Source organism: Peribacillus sp. ACCC06369, from assembly GCF_030348945.1.
Taxonomy (GTDB): domain Bacteria; phylum Bacillota; class Bacilli; order Bacillales; family DSM-1321; genus Peribacillus.
The window spans coordinates 821,898-837,574 of sequence record NZ_JAUCEN010000002.1 but is presented as its reverse complement, the minus strand read 5'-3'; the positions used below and the strand labels follow the sequence as shown (position 1 = coordinate 837,574).

The window sequence follows — 15,677 nt, the reverse complement described above, 5'->3', positions numbered from 1 at the left end:
TTTATGGAATTTTAAGCGTAAATCCGAAAGAATAGCCTATGCATTATGGTTACGTACTTGGAACATGGGCATTTCAAGCAACAACAAAAGGGTTGATTGCATGTCATCAAACCATGCTTAATCATTCTGGTGATAAGGACTGATAAGGACCCTACATAAATTCCTTGTAGAAGTGATCAATCAAGGTAAACAGGAAATGACCATTGAATTATCATTAAAAGAAAATAACGTAGGACTGCCTCCATCACCACCTGAAAGGCCTATAGCTAATTTAGAGGATATTCCCGTGGGGGCAAGACTTCAAGATCCTGAAATCTCCGCTTCAGTATCCATTGATATTAGTGCAGGATTAGTTGCTTGCAGCCAGATCATGGTCAATGCATCCACGAAGATATTGCGGAAATGTTTGCACAATTCCACACAAAAAAAGCGGCATTGAGTGCTGATTTCCTAAGATTAAATAAGGAAAAAGGATGGCTGGTCCCTCCTCCTCTTCATATTAATAAAACAAGTTCGTAAAACATGGATGAAATATCCCCTTAATCATGTTGGCTGAATCTCCAACATGATTAAGGGATTGATTTCCGTATGAAAGGAAGATTAATGAATCACTACCATTGCAGACTTTCGATTAAGTGGCACTTTGTGCATTCTTGACTATAATCATTTTTTATAAATTCATGATTACAATTCTCCCGAAAAATGTTCAGCTCTCTTTTCAGCTGTTCCAATTGAGTTTCCAACTGTTTCATTTCAACTTTTATCTGGATTACCCGATTCATCGAATTCTCCCTCTCGTCCGAATCATTGATAGATTTTTCCGTCCGTTTTCCTAAATTCATTGGCTTTTTCTTTAAGCCCTTCATCGATTACCGACTCAAAGCCCAGACCCTTTTCTTTTGCCAAATCACGGATGTCCTGTGAGATTCTCATACTACAGAATTTAGGTCCGCACATTGAACAGAAATGGGCTGTTTTGGCACCTTCAGCTGGTAGAGTTTCATCGTGATATTCAACCGCCCTTTCAGGGTCGAGAGAAAGATTGAACTGATCTCTCCAACGAAATTCGAATCTAGCCTTAGAAAGGGCATCATCCCGTTTTTGTGCATGCGGATGGCCTTTTGCAAGGTCAGCTGCGTGGGCTGCAATTTTATAGGTAATGACCCCTACTCGAACATCCTCTTTATTCGGAAGTCCCAGATGCTCTTTCGGTGTCACATAACAAAGCATGGCAGTTCCAAACCATCCAATCATGGCAGCACCAATTGCAGAAGTAATATGATCGTACCCAGGTGCTATATCCGTTGTTAATGGTCCTAGGGTATAGAATGGTGCTTCTTGACACACTTCCAGCTGCTTATCCATATTTTCTTTAATTAAATGCATAGGTACGTGACCGGGTCCCTCAACCATGACTTGAACATCGTGCTTCCATGCAATCTTCGTCAGTTCCCCCAATGTTTCCAATTCAGCAAATTGAGCCTCATCGTTTGCATCTGCAATGGATCCAGGACGGAGGCCGTCGCCTAATGAGAAAGAGACATCATATGCCTTCATGATTTCACAAATCTCTTCAAAGTGAGTATAGAGAAAGCTTTCTTGGTGGTGGGCCAAGCACCATTGTGCCATGATGGAGCCCCCTCGGGAAACAATTCCCGTAACTCGCTTCGCTGTTAAAGGGATATATCGCAAAAGCACACCAGCGTGTATAGTGAAGTAATCGACACCTTGCTCGGCCTGCTCGATTAATGTATCCCTAAAAACTTCCCAATTTAAATCTTCCGCGACTCCATTCACTTTTTCCAATGCTTGATATATCGGAACAGTTCCAACTGGCACAGGCGAATTCCTGATAATCCATTCCCGGGTGGTGTGAATATTCTTTCCGGTGGAAAGATCCATTATATTGTCGGCTCCCCATCGTGTAGCCCAAGTCATTTTCTCCACTTCATCTTCGATCGATGAACTAACAGCTGAGTTTCCGATATTCGCATTTATTTTCACATGAAATTTTCGTCCGATGATCATAGGCTCACTTTCAGGGTGGTTAATATTTGCCGGAATGATCGCCCGTCCGCTAGCTACCTCTTCTCTTACAAACTCAGGGGCAACATTTTCCCTGATCGAAATGAATTCCATTTCTGGGGTAATGATACCTTTACGGGCATAATGGAGCTGGGTTACGTTTTGCCCTTCCATCGCTCGCAATGGTTTTCTTTTCAATCCCGGAAAAATTTCTACTTTGGATTGTGAATCCACTTTTCTATACCCATTATCTTCTGGTTTTATTTCACGTCCTTCATACTCTTCAACGTCTTCCCGTTCCAGGACCCAGTTGCGTCTAATCGGGGCAAGACCTTTATGAATATCAATGGGATATTCTGAATCCGTATAGAAACCGCTTGTGTCATAAACTCGTAAAGGCGGATTCTCCTCTTCGCCGAATGCCCCTGTAGTCGGACTTAGCTTAATTTCACGCATAGGTACTTTAATATCAGGTCTAGATCCCTCAACATACACCTTTTTACTCCCAGCAAAACTGGACATAATTGAAACGTTCATGTCATTTACTGAATTACTCATGATTTCATTTCTCCTTTTTAAGTTCATTTAAAAAGGACAAAATCCAATCCATTTCGCACGAAAAAGCCAGGTCTCATATTTAAGACCCGGCTAACGTTAGTATGGCTACAGAAATGACCAATTGAAATGGTCATTGTTTAGTAGATTCTAACTTCCCCACGCTGGTATGAACCAGATCAGGTCCTGAGGGTTAAGAAGCTTAAGCGCTTCTCTCTCAGCCCAACTTTTATTGGACACCCCTAGTCTAAATAATTTAATTGATTACAGGGTAACTATATATCACCCTTTTCACTCTGTAAATAATTTGAAAGACCTAATATTTTATTTCAACCTCTCCAAAATTCGTTACTTGAAGAGTAATATTACAGGCTCTCAAGGATTGGGAAAAGCTCCTCTAAATGCTTGATTTCATAGGTTGGAAGCACTTCATTCCGTTCCTTATCATGGCGATTTATCCAAACCGACTTTATGCCTACCCGGGACGCTCCAAGGATATCCGTCATTAAATTATCGCCGACCATCAATACTTCATCCTTATCAAGCTCCATGATTTCCAAAGCATGCTCAAAAATGGAGGCATCCGGTTTACCTCTTCCAAACGCACCAGAAATGACGATTTGGTCGAAATAAGGAACTAGTTCAGGCGTAATTTCAAGTTTGGTGTTTTGCAGTTCAGGAGACCCGTTCGTAAGCAATAGCAATTTGTACTTCCCTTTTAATTCATCTAACACACGGAATGATTCTTCATAGATAAATGGCTTTTTGCGTCTCTCGGCAGGGAAACGTTCTGCCAGTTCAAGCCCAAATTCCGGGTCATCGATCCCTAATGCCTTCAAGCCTCTCGTCCACGCTTCTTTCCGATAAGCCGGTGCAATCCCGGCCATCTTCCGGAATTCATCATGATCATCCTGAAAATTTCCCCATAGCCCCTCAAATGGGTTGATACCGATCATTTGAGTAAATGCATATGTATCGTAAGAAGAATAAAGCTCACGCGCTTCCTTCCGCACAGCTTCTTCAAACTCGTCGACATTCAAATCATACTTCTCCTTAGCCACTTCGCATGTAGCCACAAAAGCCTCTTTTACACTTTTCTGATCCCATAGTAATGTATCATCTAAATCAAAAAAAACTGCCTTCACCAAAATGTCCACCCTCTTTCCCTATTATTGAAATCGTAAAAATTACACTATTACAATAATAAACCACAACCAATGGAAAAAGAATAATTATTCAGAAAATCCCTGCATCTTTCTTAAAATCAGCAAAATGTACGATGGACATCAGACTTACCTTCTCTGATGGAAAACCCTATATTTCTTCACTTATCATCTTTCGAATACATACAGCTTTCCATTACTTGCAATCTTGAATTTTGGACCGGTGAACCCCCGTCGGATCAGCTCTTTTCTCATATATATCATGAGGGCGGCATGACTCACGATCAGAACATCCCTATCCCCCTTTGTAAAGATTTCATCCAATACCTTATTGATCCTTTGTTCAGCGATCTTAATTTCCGCCCTTGTCTGCCTGTTGAACATCGAGCAGCATCGAATCCAGATGGCCCATAGGATGAACGGCAGCTTCACTTTTCCTTTAAGAGGGGGAGAAGGTATTTCCCGCAGCTCCTCCATTCGATGAACCTTACCTGGATAGATATGTTCCGCTGTCTTGACAGCTCTCGACATATCACTGCAATAACATTCCTGCCATTCCTCCATGCCAAATAAAGTCGTTCCATAAATAATATCCGCTGCATCATAGTCCTCAAACCATTGCTTCATATCATCCGCCGTCACAGATTTCCCAGTAGGAAATTCATGTGCCACCTTAAAATGCCGTACCAAACCAATTTTCATATATTCTCCTTTTTATCTTTTTAAATATAAGTTTCTTTTTGGCTTTTCAATAGTTATGTAAAATTATACAAAAACAGGTATATGAAAACCATTAAAAACCTTACTGAATTGCACTTGCGAGTATGTGTTTTTAACAATCTTACAGATTGGGTCACTGCTGAAAATGGTCCTGCAGAAGTGGTCCCGTCACATGCTATAACCAAGCGTTTATCCCTATGCTTTTTTAATACCCTTTCTTCACTTTAACCAACAAACGTAAAAATACAAGAAACGACTTTCCCTAACGAGATCATGGAAGATGTTACAGAAGTAGTAGCAATTATTAAAGGGAAAAATTTCATGGCCAGACTCTATCTGAAATTATCAAAAAAAAGAGAAAGCATTTTGCCTTCTCCATATGTCGTTACCCTATGAATTGAAGTTCTGTTATCGTACATCTCTTCCTGAATTTATATTTCCCGCTTAAATCACTGAATTGATAATCATTGAGGGATTTTCCCAATTGTTCCTTTAGCTTATCCACAGTGATGGATTCCTCCACTGTCTCTTTCCAATTTTCATTTTCTATTAACTCATCGAATGGTATGGTAGTCAGGACTTCATCATAAATCTGGATGCTTTGATCGATGCCGAAGCTGCCATAGATACTGCCATTTTCTTCAGCAAAGATATGCTCCGATTCAAGTTCTTCCACCAATACTTCTAGATATTCCTTTGACTTAACAGGCTTGATGTCAATCTCTGCTTCCGCCTTTACAGGTCCCAATCTCTTATCTATGATCTCTATTGTCATTTTAACGTAAACGGGCGGATACCCAAACCCTTCACAAAGTTCCGCTGCCGAATTATATACCATCTGAACATCCTCCTTTTGTCACTATCATTATATAATATAAATCCTACATTTCCTTACCAAAAACCCTTATTCAAGATCACTTGGCATCGTAGTTCGTTTTGAATGCCAACGCTTCTTTTTCCTATACGAACCTAACAAAGAAATCCAATGCAGCTCCATGCATTGGATTTCGCCAACTTCTTATTATGGCTTTAGCACCACTTTAATACATTCATCTTCGTGATCATTAAAGATTTGATATGCTTCACTCGCTTTTTCGAGAGGAACTCTATGGGATATGATTTCCGTCGGGTCGAAATCTCCAGCTGTGATTTTATCAAAAAGCTTTGGCATATAGTGTATGACCGGTGCTTGTCCCATTTTTATATTAATGTTCCTTTCAAATAAATTGCCTAACGGGAACATATTATATTTGGACCCATATACGCCAGTCAGTTGGATCGTGCCGAATTTACGCACGGCGTTAATGGCAATTTCGATCGCACTTAACGTTCCACCCTGAAGTTTCAACTTTTGCTCAATCGCCTCAATCTTCGATTTCTTGCCATCCATTCCCACACAATCAATGATGACATCCGCCCCGCCTGAAGTGATTTCCTTAATATAGCCGCCCATATCGTTATACTCATCGAAGTTATACGCTTCAACCTGATTCATCTGTTTTGCCTTATTGAGCCGATAAGGAAGATTGTCGATGGCAATGACCCTTTTTGCGCCCTTCATCCAAGCGAACTTCTGGGCCATCAAGCCAATTGGCCCACAGCCCAGTACCGCTACCGTATCATCTTTCTTGACGCCTGCGTTCTCTACACTCCAATAAGCGGTTGGCAGCACATCGGACATGAACAGAAGCGCCTCATCTTCAAGTTCACATGACTCTGGGATGACAAACGGCATGAAGTTCCCATAAGGGACCCTTAAATATTCCGCCTGTCCTCCTGGATAGTTCCCATATCGTTCCGTAAAACCAAAGTATCCTCCAGTATCCACCGCTTCATTGGGGTTGGAATTGTCACATTGACTCTCCATATCATGTTCACAATAATAACAATGTCCACAAGAAATGTTGAAAGGCAGGACAACCCTGTCCCCTTTTTTCACTTTCGATACTTCCGGACCCACTTCTTCAACGATTCCCATCGGTTCATGACCAATGACATAATCTTTATGCGTAGGCAAAGCGCCCTGATATATATGGAGATCGGACCCGCAAATCGCCGTTGAAGTCACTCGGACGATGATATCATCCTTTTGCTGAAGTTTCGGATCTTCAACTTGTTTTACCTGAATATCTTTTGCACCTTGGAAAGTTACAGCCTTCATAATCAACCTCCTAAAATATTCTTAATACAATTGATATACCCGCCAAAAAAGACTACTAAGCCTAGCAACACCTGATTTTCCCAAGAAATAAATAACCTTCTTAAGTTGAATCCGGATCATACAAAAAAAGCCCCGGAAAACCGGGACTCACCTATGAAACACCTATTTAGTAAACTTATAAATTCCCATTGTTATTGTGCTTATACTCTCTTAGTACCTCGTTAAATACATCGGGATAATTCGTAAACAGCCCCGTTGCACCCCATTCCAGAGCCTTTTTCATGTCCGCTCTTTCATTTACTGTATATGGATGGAATTGAAGGCCATGGTCTCGAACCATCTTCACATATTGTCCGTCAACCTTACTGAAGTTCGGGCCAACTCCAATGGCATATTCCTTAATCGATTCCAATTCTTCATCAGAAATGGTTGCTTGGTTCTTATAAGAAAAAAGTTGCACAAGCGGTAACTTTGGATTCATGTCATGAACCTTCAAAAGGCTTTCTTGACTGAACGATTGTATAAGTACATTTTTGGTACGGCCCTTTGAATCTACCATTTTATAATCTTTCAAAACCTTCAGAAGTTCTTCTTCCATTCCTGGATATACATCAGGGGACTTTGTTTCAATGTAGTAATTGGCCTGCCTGCCGAATTTCTTAAAGACTTCTTCAAGAGTGGGTACCGTTAACCCTTCATATTTCTTTTTTGCCAATTGCGGATATTTTTCATTGAACCATGTACCGGCATCCAGTTTTTTGACTTCTGCCAGAGTTAAATCCTTCACCAGACCTGTACCATTCGTTGTACGATCAACCTTTTCATCATGCATCGCTATCAATCTTCCATCCTTGGTCATCTGAAGATCGATTTCTATGTAGTCGCCTTCCATTTGTTCTCCCAATTGATAAGCGGGAATGGTATGTTCAGGTGCATAACCGGAAGCTCCGCGATGTGCGACATTCACGATTTTCTTCTCATAAATAGATGAATTCGAATGATTTTCATTTGCTGCTGAAGCCCCCATAGAAGTAGCCTGCAATATAAAGGCCGCACTCATCATACATAAACCGAATTTCTTTATATTCGTTTTCATTTTCCCTCTCTCCCTCCTATTGTTACCATCATTTTAGAAGGGGAATGTGAATCTACAGCAAATATAGTGTAAAGAAATAATAAATTGGTTTAATTGGGTAAAATAACCTATCTAATAAATTACCCACAGAGCATTCATTTAGTTTGTTGTACCTAACCAAAAAGCATTCGTCTCCCCATCATGCATTTTCTTCACTCTAGTTGATACAAGAAAGTCCCGTGAAGAGAGTCGGAGTAGGAACCCACTAAAAGCCTCTTTTACTGAAAAAGTTATAAATAAAAAATGTGCTAAACATGGATACTGGTAATCCAATAAGAAAATATAAAAAGTTTCTTGGCATGTAGATATTGAAATAGTAGAAAAAACAGTAACCTATATACCTATTACTAAATATTTCCACATTCTCTTCATTACTAAACTCCTTACTTCGCTGTTTGAACGCCAAAGCTATCAATTTTGAGTTTGTGGATATTGAAGCAGAATCCTCAAAAAAAGAATTGGATTCAGAATCATAGTTTTTTCTGCTTTTTCTTCACTAGTCATTTCGGAAGGATTGATTATTAGCGACTTATTCTAAATCGAATTCATTAGATAATAATAATTATCCAATTCAATTTCAGATGCCAATTTTTCAGTTTTTTTTGTAATTTTAACATCCTCAAGATTATCGAAGGAAGTTTCTTCTGCATTTTCAAGTGATGTTACATCTGTAATTTCTTTATTTATGTCATGAGTCGACTTAGATTTCGCAGAACTTGGACCAATAGAACTAATGATCAGTACAAGTGCAGTTAAAATGAACATAAACTTGGCTAGTTTCATAATCCATCATCCTTTCTCTACAATTTAATAGTTTTCCAAATCCATAATAAACTAAATCTATAGCTTACAAATTCCAGATATGAGATCATGTGTGTCAATGTTGACATACCAAGAGGGCCTGGGCAGAGTTGGTATTACTGGTACATTTGACGGCCTTTAGAATCCACTTCTATACGCTTTTATAGTTGTCCTTAAGTTTAATTCATATAGAAAAAAACAAAACACCTTTAAAAGCAAATATGAAGCTGAGAGCCCTAGCCTAACCAGGGTGAAGACTTTTTGAAAGGATTTTCTCAAATTCCAACTGAACCATTCGTAGAGAACAGCCCTTTTTAGAAATAGAAAGAGAGACTATCGATGACAAAATCTATCTTTTTCTGATTTACAAAAAACTAGTATCATATTACTATTAAGCAAACAGAATATTAATATTAAGGGGAATTATGTTAAAAAATTATCAATATTATCAAAACAAACACCGATTTATCCTGAAGGCATTCATGGCAATGATATCTTTTTTACTTTTGGTGGGGATTTCTGTATCACCTATAAGTTGGAAAGATAATCCTTACGAGATGACATTACAGGTCATTTTAATATCGGGGATGATAATTTCTCTGTTATTTTTCTTAAAAACAGAAGTCAATTTCTATAAAACCCTATTCATTTTCTTAATTACTGTTTATTTATATGGCAAATTTTGGATATTCCCAGACACTGCAATTATGCTGGCTTTATTTGCTATAGCACCCTTGATTCCCATTTTTCTCTTTGATAAAATTGGATTTTATATTGTCTCCACTTTAAATATCATATTAGGTCCTGCTTCCATCTTGACCATTTCGCAAACGGACCTTCAATACACTTATGAATATGTCGCTTTGGATAGTTTCGGCAATACGCTTAATTTCATCGCTATACAAATCATATTGGTATTCGTATTCATTGGAACCAATAATAGGATGGAATCCACTAATGCATTCCATAAGGAAATTCAGCAGGCCAAGCAATTGAACTCAGTCGGACAGCTCGCTGCCACCATTGCACATGAGATACGGAATCCCATTACAGTCGTAAAAGGGTTTGCCCAGTTATTAGATCAAGAGAAGGAACTGAATGAAACGGAAAAATTTTATGTACAGACCATGCTTACAGAACTTGAATATACACAAGTGATTATCAATGACTATTTGTCTTTGGCAAAACCGCAAACGGATAATATACAGGTCATTCCTTTAAATTATGAAATCCAAAAGATTTCCGATCTATTAACCAGTTTCGCCAATAATCGCAACATAGGCTTTATCCTGGATTTCCGTGACAACCTACATATTAATATGAATCCCATCGAGCTTAAGCAGATACTGGTCAATATCATGAAAAATGGAATTGAGTCAATGAACAATCCTGGATTCATCAAGGTGGAAACAGAGCAGGAACGCACTATGGCAAAAATACGAATAACGGATACAGGAATAGGTCTTTCCAAAGACCAGCTTGCAATACTCGGCACTCCATTTTATTCGCTTAAGGATAAGGGAACTGGTATCGGCCTGACCGTTTGTTATTCCATCGTTCAAAAATACAAAGGGAAAATCGTGGTGCAAAGCGAATTGAACAAGGGAACATCTTTCACCATTTATTTGCCCTTATTTAAAGAAATAGTATAAAAACACCTTTCAAACAAGAAAAAGGATGACCTTCCATCAACGGGCGGTCATCCTTTTCAATTAGGCTTTAAAACTATCTTGCCATTTCAGCAAATGGTTTTCTAAAAAGCGGACAAACGAGTCGGAGATTTTACCAGCGAGGGCAAAAAGGATGATGCCTACGAATACGACGTCTGTTTGCATGAATGAACGGCATCCTGGATCATGAAGCCCACCCCTCTATCGGCGCCCAGCAATTCAGCGACGACCAAGCACATCCAAGCAGCACTTAAGGCTAAACGGATACCAAGTAATATATTTGGTAAAGCTGCCGGAATCATGAGCTTCGTTATTTGTTCCAGACGGTTGAACTCTAAGATTCGGGCAACATCGTATAGTTTTTTATCCACATTCCGAAGGCCCAAAAATGTTTGTAAATATAGTGGAAAAAAAGCACCTAATGCAATAAGCAGCACTTTTGATAGTTCACCAAATCCGAACCACAATCACTTGTATTGATTATATAATAAACTTCTTCAATAATCTTAGGGGACATTGGTATAGCTCCCCATTTATCTTGCGATCGAACCTTTTGATGAGTCATTTTATGCATGACATCCATGACTTCCATTTCGGTCGATTCTTCATCAAGTCCTGTCTCAAACTCAATCCCATCATATATCGCTGTTTTCGCTTCAAGCTCATCCGCTTTAGCTTTTGCTTCCCTTTGGGCTTTGATTTTTACATCCTCTCTTTCCCTTTCAATTTGATCCTTGGTTTCCCTTGCTTCGATTACTAGCTGGGCTTTTTCGTACTCATTTGCGTTTTCCATGTTTTAAAGGAAGCAATTCCTAACCCGGATAATGCAACAACAGAGATTCCACTTATAAGTAAAACCTTTTGCTTTTTTTCATAAAGACTTCCCCCAAGATATTGTTATGTTAGATAATACTTATTTTAACATACTAACTGGATGGACTATCCAGAAAAGGAATATGTTCAAATTCCTCCGGCTCATCCATATTCAAAACAATTTTTGTAGTTTCGGATTTTCACAATCACCTCAAAATATTGTACTATTAAAAAATAATGGTTCGTTTTTTGGAGGGTCTTGAGTGAAGAAATTCAGTATCGCTGCGACAAGTATTCTTGTAATTCTAGTCGTTACATATGGAGTGGCAGGAAACTTTTTTTACAATATCGCCTTAAACCCGAATAAGGAAAAAGACTTTTTAAGCAATAACCCCCATCTTGCCCAATCTGAAGCCGTTTCTGTTGAAGTCGCTGAATCCAGTAAATTGGCTGATGCGGAATTTTCCAAAGAGCATCAACCGGATGAGATGGGCATTGTTTCTTCAGACCAACTAAAACTAAGTGCTAAACTTTATGAAAATAATAACCAAGACCATAAATGGGCTATTGTCGTTCACGGTTATACCGGCAATAATACACAAATGATTCGGTTGATACGCAATTTTCACGAAAATGGATACAATGTGTTGGCACCTGATCTTCGTGGACATGGAAAAAGCGAAGGAGAATACATTGGAATGGGCTGGGACGATCGGAAAGATATGCTTTTATGGATCAAGCAAATTACCGACAAAGATCCACAGGCAGACATTGCATTATTCGGGATATCCATGGGAGGGGCAACCGTCATGATGACCTCTGGGGAAAAGCTGCCTACCAATGTTAAAGTTATTGTAGAGGATTGCGGTTATTCATCGGTAATGGACGTATTCACCTATCAACTTGATGATTTGTTTGGATTGCCAAAATTCCCAGTAATGAATGCAGCCAACACAGTGACCCAGCTCCGTGCAGGCTATGATTTAAATGAAGCATCAGCTGTCAAACAAGTGCTCAAAAGTAAAACACCAATGTTATTCATCCATGGGGAAGATGATACATTCGTCCCTTATTCCATGCTGGATGACGTATACAATGCAGCGAACGTAGACAAAGATAAATTGATAATACCGGGGGCCGGGCATGGTGAAGCTGAACTAGTGGATCCGGAAAAGTATTGGAACAAAGTATGGGGTTTTGTGGATAAATATATGGAGTAATGTTGAATTATCATGAAAGAGGGTAAAAAAAGAAACTGCCGATATACTAATATCGATAGTTTCTTTTCGTTTTCATTTAGCTTATTTTTTGCTTTTGGATGACGCTTTAATCCAGTTAATTAACCTGAAGGATTATTTCATCGATTATACCGTATTCCTTCGCCTCACTTGCGCTTAAGAAGTAATCACGATCTGTATCCTTCGCCACCTTTTCGATAGGCTGCCCAGTTCTTTCCGAGATGATCTGATTGATATGATCCTTTAGCTTCAAAATCCTTCGGGCAGAAATTTCAATTTCCGTGGCTTGCCCCCTTGCCCCACCAAGCGGTTGATGAAGCATGATCTCACTATTTGGCAATGCGCACCTTTTTCCTTTGGTACCTGCCAATAAAAGCATGGCACCGAATGATGCAGCCATCCCCGTACATACAGTTCGGATATCAGGCTTAATATATTGCATCGTATCATAAATGGCGAAACCGGCACTAGTCGATCCCCCTGGACTATTTATGAAGATGGTAATTTCTTTATCAGGTGCATCTGCTGCCAAGAATAACAATTGAGCAACCACACTATTGGCTAAATGATCGGTGACCTCTTCCCCAATCATGATGATTCGGTCCTTTAAAAGTCTGGAATAAATATCGTATGAGCGTTCACCCTTACTGGATTGCTCAATTACATATGGAATGGTAGTCATATCTCTTCTTCCTCCTAACAAAATTATTGGCTATGCAGCCATTGAGAGTGTGTTTGAAGGAGTGAAGCATGCTTTTGAATGTATCGAACGATTCATCAGTTTAGGAACCATCGATTCACTGTTCAGGGATTTGAAAGATGGGATGCTTCTAATGAGGATATCAGGATCTTGGGCTTTTAAAGCCTTTGTCATCAGGGACATGAGCCTTTGTTCCTCATCGTCTTGCCAATCTTCCGCGCAGGACAACTTACGCTCTTCGACGCCATTGTCAAAACGCTTTTTCACACGGTTCAAGATGGCCTTTACCGCCGTTTCCGTCGTGTTCAAATAATCTGAGATTTCTTTGGAGCGATAGAGGAATCCTTCCTTTAATATGAACACTACAGCTTGTTTCGGGGTAAGGGATTTTATAATATATTCAACCGTTTCAAAGGCATTTTCCCCAATTGATCCCTGCTGTTCGGTATCCAACTCTTCTAAAGATTCCTTTTTTCTTTTTCGTATCGTATCAATCCAGGAATGGCGGGCAATCGTCTTCAATAAAGCCGTTGTTATCTCCGTTTTCTTTCCATAGCCCTGCATTGCCTTCAATATCGTTTCCTGTGCCAAATCATCCCCATCCCAATTATTTTGGGTCAGGAATCGGCAAAAACGAAGCAATTCTGGATAGACTTCACGCAAAATCTTGCCGTTATCCTTCCCTTCAAAAATATCTTCCCTCAACTTATTTATCATTTTTCTCACTCCTTCAACACCCTCTATCCTATAAACGTTTCAGAAAGAGAAAAAGATATGGGGGTGAAATTTTTTTCTTCATTCTCCATATTCTATTCCATTTTTTCCATTGGATTTCCTTTCATACTAAAAACCTGTTTGGTTATGATCCAAACAGGTTAATTTCAAGGTTCTGTATGCAACCAAATAGACTTTTCCCCAGCCACCCCCGATTCGTCACCAATCATTTCAGCGAGCCCCTATTTTCTAAAACACTTAAAATCCGTGCATTTCACTCCGTTCCATTAAGCCAACCAGCCAAATCTTTGGATGTGACGTCCTTGATGTCCTTGTCGTGAATCCTGAGTTTCCATAGGAACTTAGGCTACTATTCCAAGTGTTCAATGCATTCAACCGTGTATTCACTGGGTTCCATCACGTCGGATTCAATACCAACCCAACTGGAGGCGCGACTTTCATTAGCCCTATCTTTACAATAGTTCACTAAAGAACTGGCAGGCATCTCTTCCGATTCTTGATCGCTCATCTCTTCAATATTCACTGATCGCTCGTAATGCCTTTCGCTGTCAGATATCCTTTCATTCTCCAGGTCTGCGAACATGAACATGCAGTAAAAGACCGCAATCATAATTGCCATTGTAATCAACCTTGACTTTGCCGGCATTAACTTATTTTTCAATATAGCTAAAAATCTCTTCATGGTGGTTTCCCCAATCCTAAAAGCATAATAAATATCAAAAAAACATTCTTTTGGAATGACCCTAACCGTTTTCTTTTGATTGACCTATCCAAATATCCAATAATAACACTAGTTTAGAAAAATATTACTATTGATTCATTATATCAAGTTTCAGGAGTTTTTATAGCTATCCACACTTAAAATTCAGCCTTAATATGAATAGGCAAGGCCTTTCATGACTATATCGAAGAACTCTATACCATCTTCATTAAATCTAGGGAATGTTCTATGAATAATGAAGTTTGCACTTACCTAAAAACGCGGCCCTTTCTTTAAGAGGAGACCGCGTTTTTTTATCTCTATTCGTCCCGATATCTTAACCTCCCCCTACACCACCGAATACATTGCCATCAATATACTCTTCACATTGACTTCCATCCTTTTTCAGTGTTACTCTTAAATTAATAAAAAAGTATACATTCAAAACACTGATTCCATTAGCGTGAAATAAGGGTGATCACATTTGCCAAAAGAACATTTAATTGACGTCCAACCAATCAGATCATTGGAAAAATTAGATGATATGAAATGGTCATTGAAAAGACATTGCAGCGAGAGAGACTACATATTGTTCTTGTTAGGCATCAATACCGGCATGCGTGTGTCTGATCTATTATCGTTGAAGATAAAGGATATTAAAGGCAAGATGGAGGTCACCATCAAGGAAGGCAAAACAAAGAAACCAAGAATCATACAGCTTAATAATGTATGCAATGAATTGGCCGCCTATATAGCCACCATTGATGGTGAATGGCTATTCCCCTCACGCAAGGGCGATAAGCCTATAAGTAAGATACAAGCCTACAGGCAACTTAATAAAGCAGCAGACATGGTAGACATCGAGAACGTCGGTACCCATACCATGCGGAAAACATTCGGGTACTGGTTCTATAAACGAAGTAAGGACCTTACTGATTTACAAATGATCCTTAACCATTCACACCCTGACATTACACTTAAGTACATTGGGATTGCTGATGGAGGAACAGATGACAGCTTAAATGACTTTGTACTATGGAAGGACGGAAGAAATGTCACTGACTGAATACAATGCAAAATATGAATATATCATTCGCAGCAATATTTCCGACAGACAAAAGGCATTGAAATTAGCTGATTTAATGACAGATATGGAAGGCCAGCTAAGAAATGAAATCGGGGAACATCGAAATAAAGAGGTAAATGCTTTATATAAAAAAGTATCTCTTTTCTCCAACTTGTTATAAACATTTTAAGACCT

The 15,677-nt window shown here is 39.2% G+C and carries 15 protein-coding genes, 2 pseudogenes and 1 riboswitch; of the genes and pseudogenes, 5 read left to right on the top strand and 12 right to left on the bottom strand.

What is annotated here, in order from left to right; all coding sequences use genetic code 11:
- Nucleotides 1–38: 38 nt before the first annotated feature.
- Nucleotides 39–519, top strand: a pseudogene (locus QUF78_RS04920) (DUF3231 family protein).
- Between the two features lie 285 nt (nucleotides 520–804).
- Here QUF78_RS04920 and thiC read toward each other — a convergent pair.
- The 7 genes from thiC to QUF78_RS04885 form a co-directional block, all read right to left on the bottom strand.
- Entirely contained in the window at nucleotides 805–2,586 is a 1,782-nt protein-coding gene (thiC, locus tag QUF78_RS04915; RefSeq protein WP_289327228.1) for a phosphomethylpyrimidine synthase ThiC, read from the bottom strand.
- A gap of 133 nt (nucleotides 2,587–2,719) precedes the next feature.
- A riboswitch (TPP riboswitch) is annotated at nucleotides 2,720–2,834 on the bottom strand.
- Nucleotides 2,835–2,945: 111 nt separating this feature from the next.
- On the bottom strand, nucleotides 2,946–3,728 hold the full coding sequence (locus tag QUF78_RS04910) for an HAD family hydrolase (protein WP_289323792.1): 783 nt from the start codon (nucleotides 3,726–3,728) through the stop codon (nucleotides 2,946–2,948).
- A gap of 183 nt (nucleotides 3,729–3,911) precedes the next feature.
- On the bottom strand, nucleotides 3,912–4,445 hold the full coding sequence (locus QUF78_RS04905) for a histidine phosphatase family protein (protein WP_289323791.1): 534 nt from the start codon (nucleotides 4,443–4,445) through the stop codon (nucleotides 3,912–3,914).
- Nucleotides 4,446–4,848: 403 nt separating this feature from the next.
- Nucleotides 4,849–5,301 (bottom strand): hypothetical protein, encoded by a 453-nt coding sequence (locus QUF78_RS04900; protein WP_289323790.1) that lies wholly within the window; start codon nucleotides 5,299–5,301, stop codon nucleotides 4,849–4,851.
- Nucleotides 5,302–5,484: 183 nt separating this feature from the next.
- Nucleotides 5,485–6,624 carry a zinc-dependent alcohol dehydrogenase gene (locus QUF78_RS04895; protein ID WP_289323789.1) on the bottom strand — a complete coding sequence of 380 codons (1,140 nt, stop codon included), beginning with the start codon at nucleotides 6,622–6,624 and terminating at the stop codon, nucleotides 5,485–5,487.
- 175 nt (nucleotides 6,625–6,799) lie between these two features.
- Nucleotides 6,800–7,720, bottom strand: coding sequence for a glycerophosphodiester phosphodiesterase (locus tag QUF78_RS04890; RefSeq protein ID WP_370013934.1), 921 nt, complete (start codon nucleotides 7,718–7,720; stop codon nucleotides 6,800–6,802).
- A 573-nt stretch (nucleotides 7,721–8,293) separates the two neighbouring features.
- On the bottom strand, nucleotides 8,294–8,542 hold the full coding sequence (locus tag QUF78_RS04885; protein ID WP_289323788.1) for a hypothetical protein: 249 nt from the start codon (nucleotides 8,540–8,542) through the stop codon (nucleotides 8,294–8,296).
- Nucleotides 8,543–9,042: 500 nt separating this feature from the next.
- Between QUF78_RS04885 and QUF78_RS04880 the strand changes: the two genes are divergently transcribed.
- The gene (locus tag QUF78_RS04880; protein WP_289323787.1) at nucleotides 9,043–10,212 is read left to right on the top strand and encodes an ATP-binding protein; all 1,170 of its coding nucleotides are present in this window, start codon (nucleotides 9,043–9,045) and stop codon (nucleotides 10,210–10,212) included.
- A gap of 60 nt (nucleotides 10,213–10,272) precedes the next feature.
- Here the strand turns inward: QUF78_RS04880 and QUF78_RS04875 are convergent.
- A pseudogene (locus tag QUF78_RS04875) lies at nucleotides 10,273–10,697 on the bottom strand (ABC transporter permease); the annotation flags it as partial.
- Nucleotides 10,649–10,795 (bottom strand): DUF6241 domain-containing protein, encoded by a 147-nt coding sequence (locus QUF78_RS04870; protein WP_289327226.1) that lies wholly within the window; start codon nucleotides 10,793–10,795, stop codon nucleotides 10,649–10,651. The pseudogene QUF78_RS04875 and the gene QUF78_RS04870, both read right to left, overlap by 49 nt.
- 511 nt (nucleotides 10,796–11,306) lie before the next feature.
- Here QUF78_RS04870 and QUF78_RS04865 point away from each other — a divergent pair.
- Complete coding sequence (locus QUF78_RS04865) at nucleotides 11,307–12,263, top strand: alpha/beta hydrolase (RefSeq protein WP_289323786.1); 957 nt, start codon at nucleotides 11,307–11,309, stop codon at nucleotides 12,261–12,263.
- A gap of 115 nt (nucleotides 12,264–12,378) precedes the next feature.
- Here QUF78_RS04865 and clpP read toward each other — a convergent pair whose 3' ends face one another.
- From clpP to QUF78_RS04850, 3 genes are all read right to left on the bottom strand, one after another.
- A complete protein-coding gene (gene clpP / locus QUF78_RS04860) occupies nucleotides 12,379–12,963 on the bottom strand; it encodes an ATP-dependent Clp endopeptidase proteolytic subunit ClpP (protein ID WP_289323785.1) in 585 nt (194 codons plus the stop codon).
- Nucleotides 12,964–12,993: 30 nt separating this feature from the next.
- Entirely contained in the window at nucleotides 12,994–13,698 is a 705-nt protein-coding gene (locus QUF78_RS04855) for a sigma-70 family RNA polymerase sigma factor (RefSeq protein ID WP_289323784.1), read from the bottom strand.
- 367 nt (nucleotides 13,699–14,065) lie between these two features.
- Nucleotides 14,066–14,398: a hypothetical protein gene (locus QUF78_RS04850; RefSeq protein ID WP_289323783.1), complete on the bottom strand. Its 333-nt coding sequence runs from the start codon at nucleotides 14,396–14,398 to the stop codon at nucleotides 14,066–14,068.
- A gap of 562 nt (nucleotides 14,399–14,960) precedes the next feature.
- Between QUF78_RS04850 and QUF78_RS04845 the strand changes: the two genes are divergently transcribed.
- Together QUF78_RS04845 and QUF78_RS04840 are read left to right on the top strand one after the other, a co-directional pair.
- Complete coding sequence (locus tag QUF78_RS04845) at nucleotides 14,961–15,482, top strand: tyrosine-type recombinase/integrase (protein WP_289327225.1); 522 nt, start codon at nucleotides 14,961–14,963, stop codon at nucleotides 15,480–15,482.
- Nucleotides 15,469–15,663, top strand: a complete 195-nt coding sequence (locus QUF78_RS04840) for a hypothetical protein (protein ID WP_063235353.1) — start codon at nucleotides 15,469–15,471, stop codon at nucleotides 15,661–15,663. Before QUF78_RS04845 ends, QUF78_RS04840 begins: the two co-directional genes overlap by 14 nt.
- Nucleotides 15,664–15,677: the final 14 nt, after the last annotated feature.

Excerpts from the sequence above, each read along its gene's own strand:
- QUF78_RS04850 (WP_289323783.1), bottom strand. The coding sequence starts at position 14,398 with ATGAAGAGATTTTTAGCTATATTGAAAAATAAGTTAATGCCGGCAAAG.
- QUF78_RS04870 (WP_289327226.1), bottom strand. The coding sequence starts at position 10,795 with ATGACTCATCAAAAGGTTCGATCGCAAGATAAATGGGGAGCTATACCA.
- QUF78_RS04885 (WP_289323788.1), bottom strand. The coding sequence starts at position 8,542 with ATGAAACTAGCCAAGTTTATGTTCATTTTAACTGCACTTGTACTGATC.
- QUF78_RS04855 (WP_289323784.1), bottom strand. The coding sequence starts at position 13,698 with ATGATAAATAAGTTGAGGGAAGATATTTTTGAAGGGAAGGATAACGGC.
- QUF78_RS04905 (WP_289323791.1), bottom strand. The coding sequence starts at position 4,445 with ATGAAAATTGGTTTGGTACGGCATTTTAAGGTGGCACATGAATTTCCT.
- QUF78_RS04890 (WP_370013934.1), bottom strand. The coding sequence starts at position 7,720 with ATGAAAACGAATATAAAGAAATTCGGTTTATGTATGATGAGTGCGGCC.
- QUF78_RS04880 (WP_289323787.1), top strand. The coding sequence starts at position 9,043 with ATGGCAATGATATCTTTTTTACTTTTGGTGGGGATTTCTGTATCACCT.
- QUF78_RS04900 (WP_289323790.1), bottom strand. The coding sequence starts at position 5,301 with ATGGTATATAATTCGGCAGCGGAACTTTGTGAAGGGTTTGGGTATCCG.
- QUF78_RS04845 (WP_289327225.1), top strand. The coding sequence starts at position 14,961 with ATGAAATGGTCATTGAAAAGACATTGCAGCGAGAGAGACTACATATTG.
- QUF78_RS04895 (WP_289323789.1), bottom strand. The coding sequence starts at position 6,624 with ATGAAGGCTGTAACTTTCCAAGGTGCAAAAGATATTCAGGTAAAACAA.
- QUF78_RS04840 (WP_063235353.1), top strand. The coding sequence starts at position 15,469 with ATGTCACTGACTGAATACAATGCAAAATATGAATATATCATTCGCAGC.
- clpP (WP_289323785.1), bottom strand. The coding sequence starts at position 12,963 with ATGACTACCATTCCATATGTAATTGAGCAATCCAGTAAGGGTGAACGC.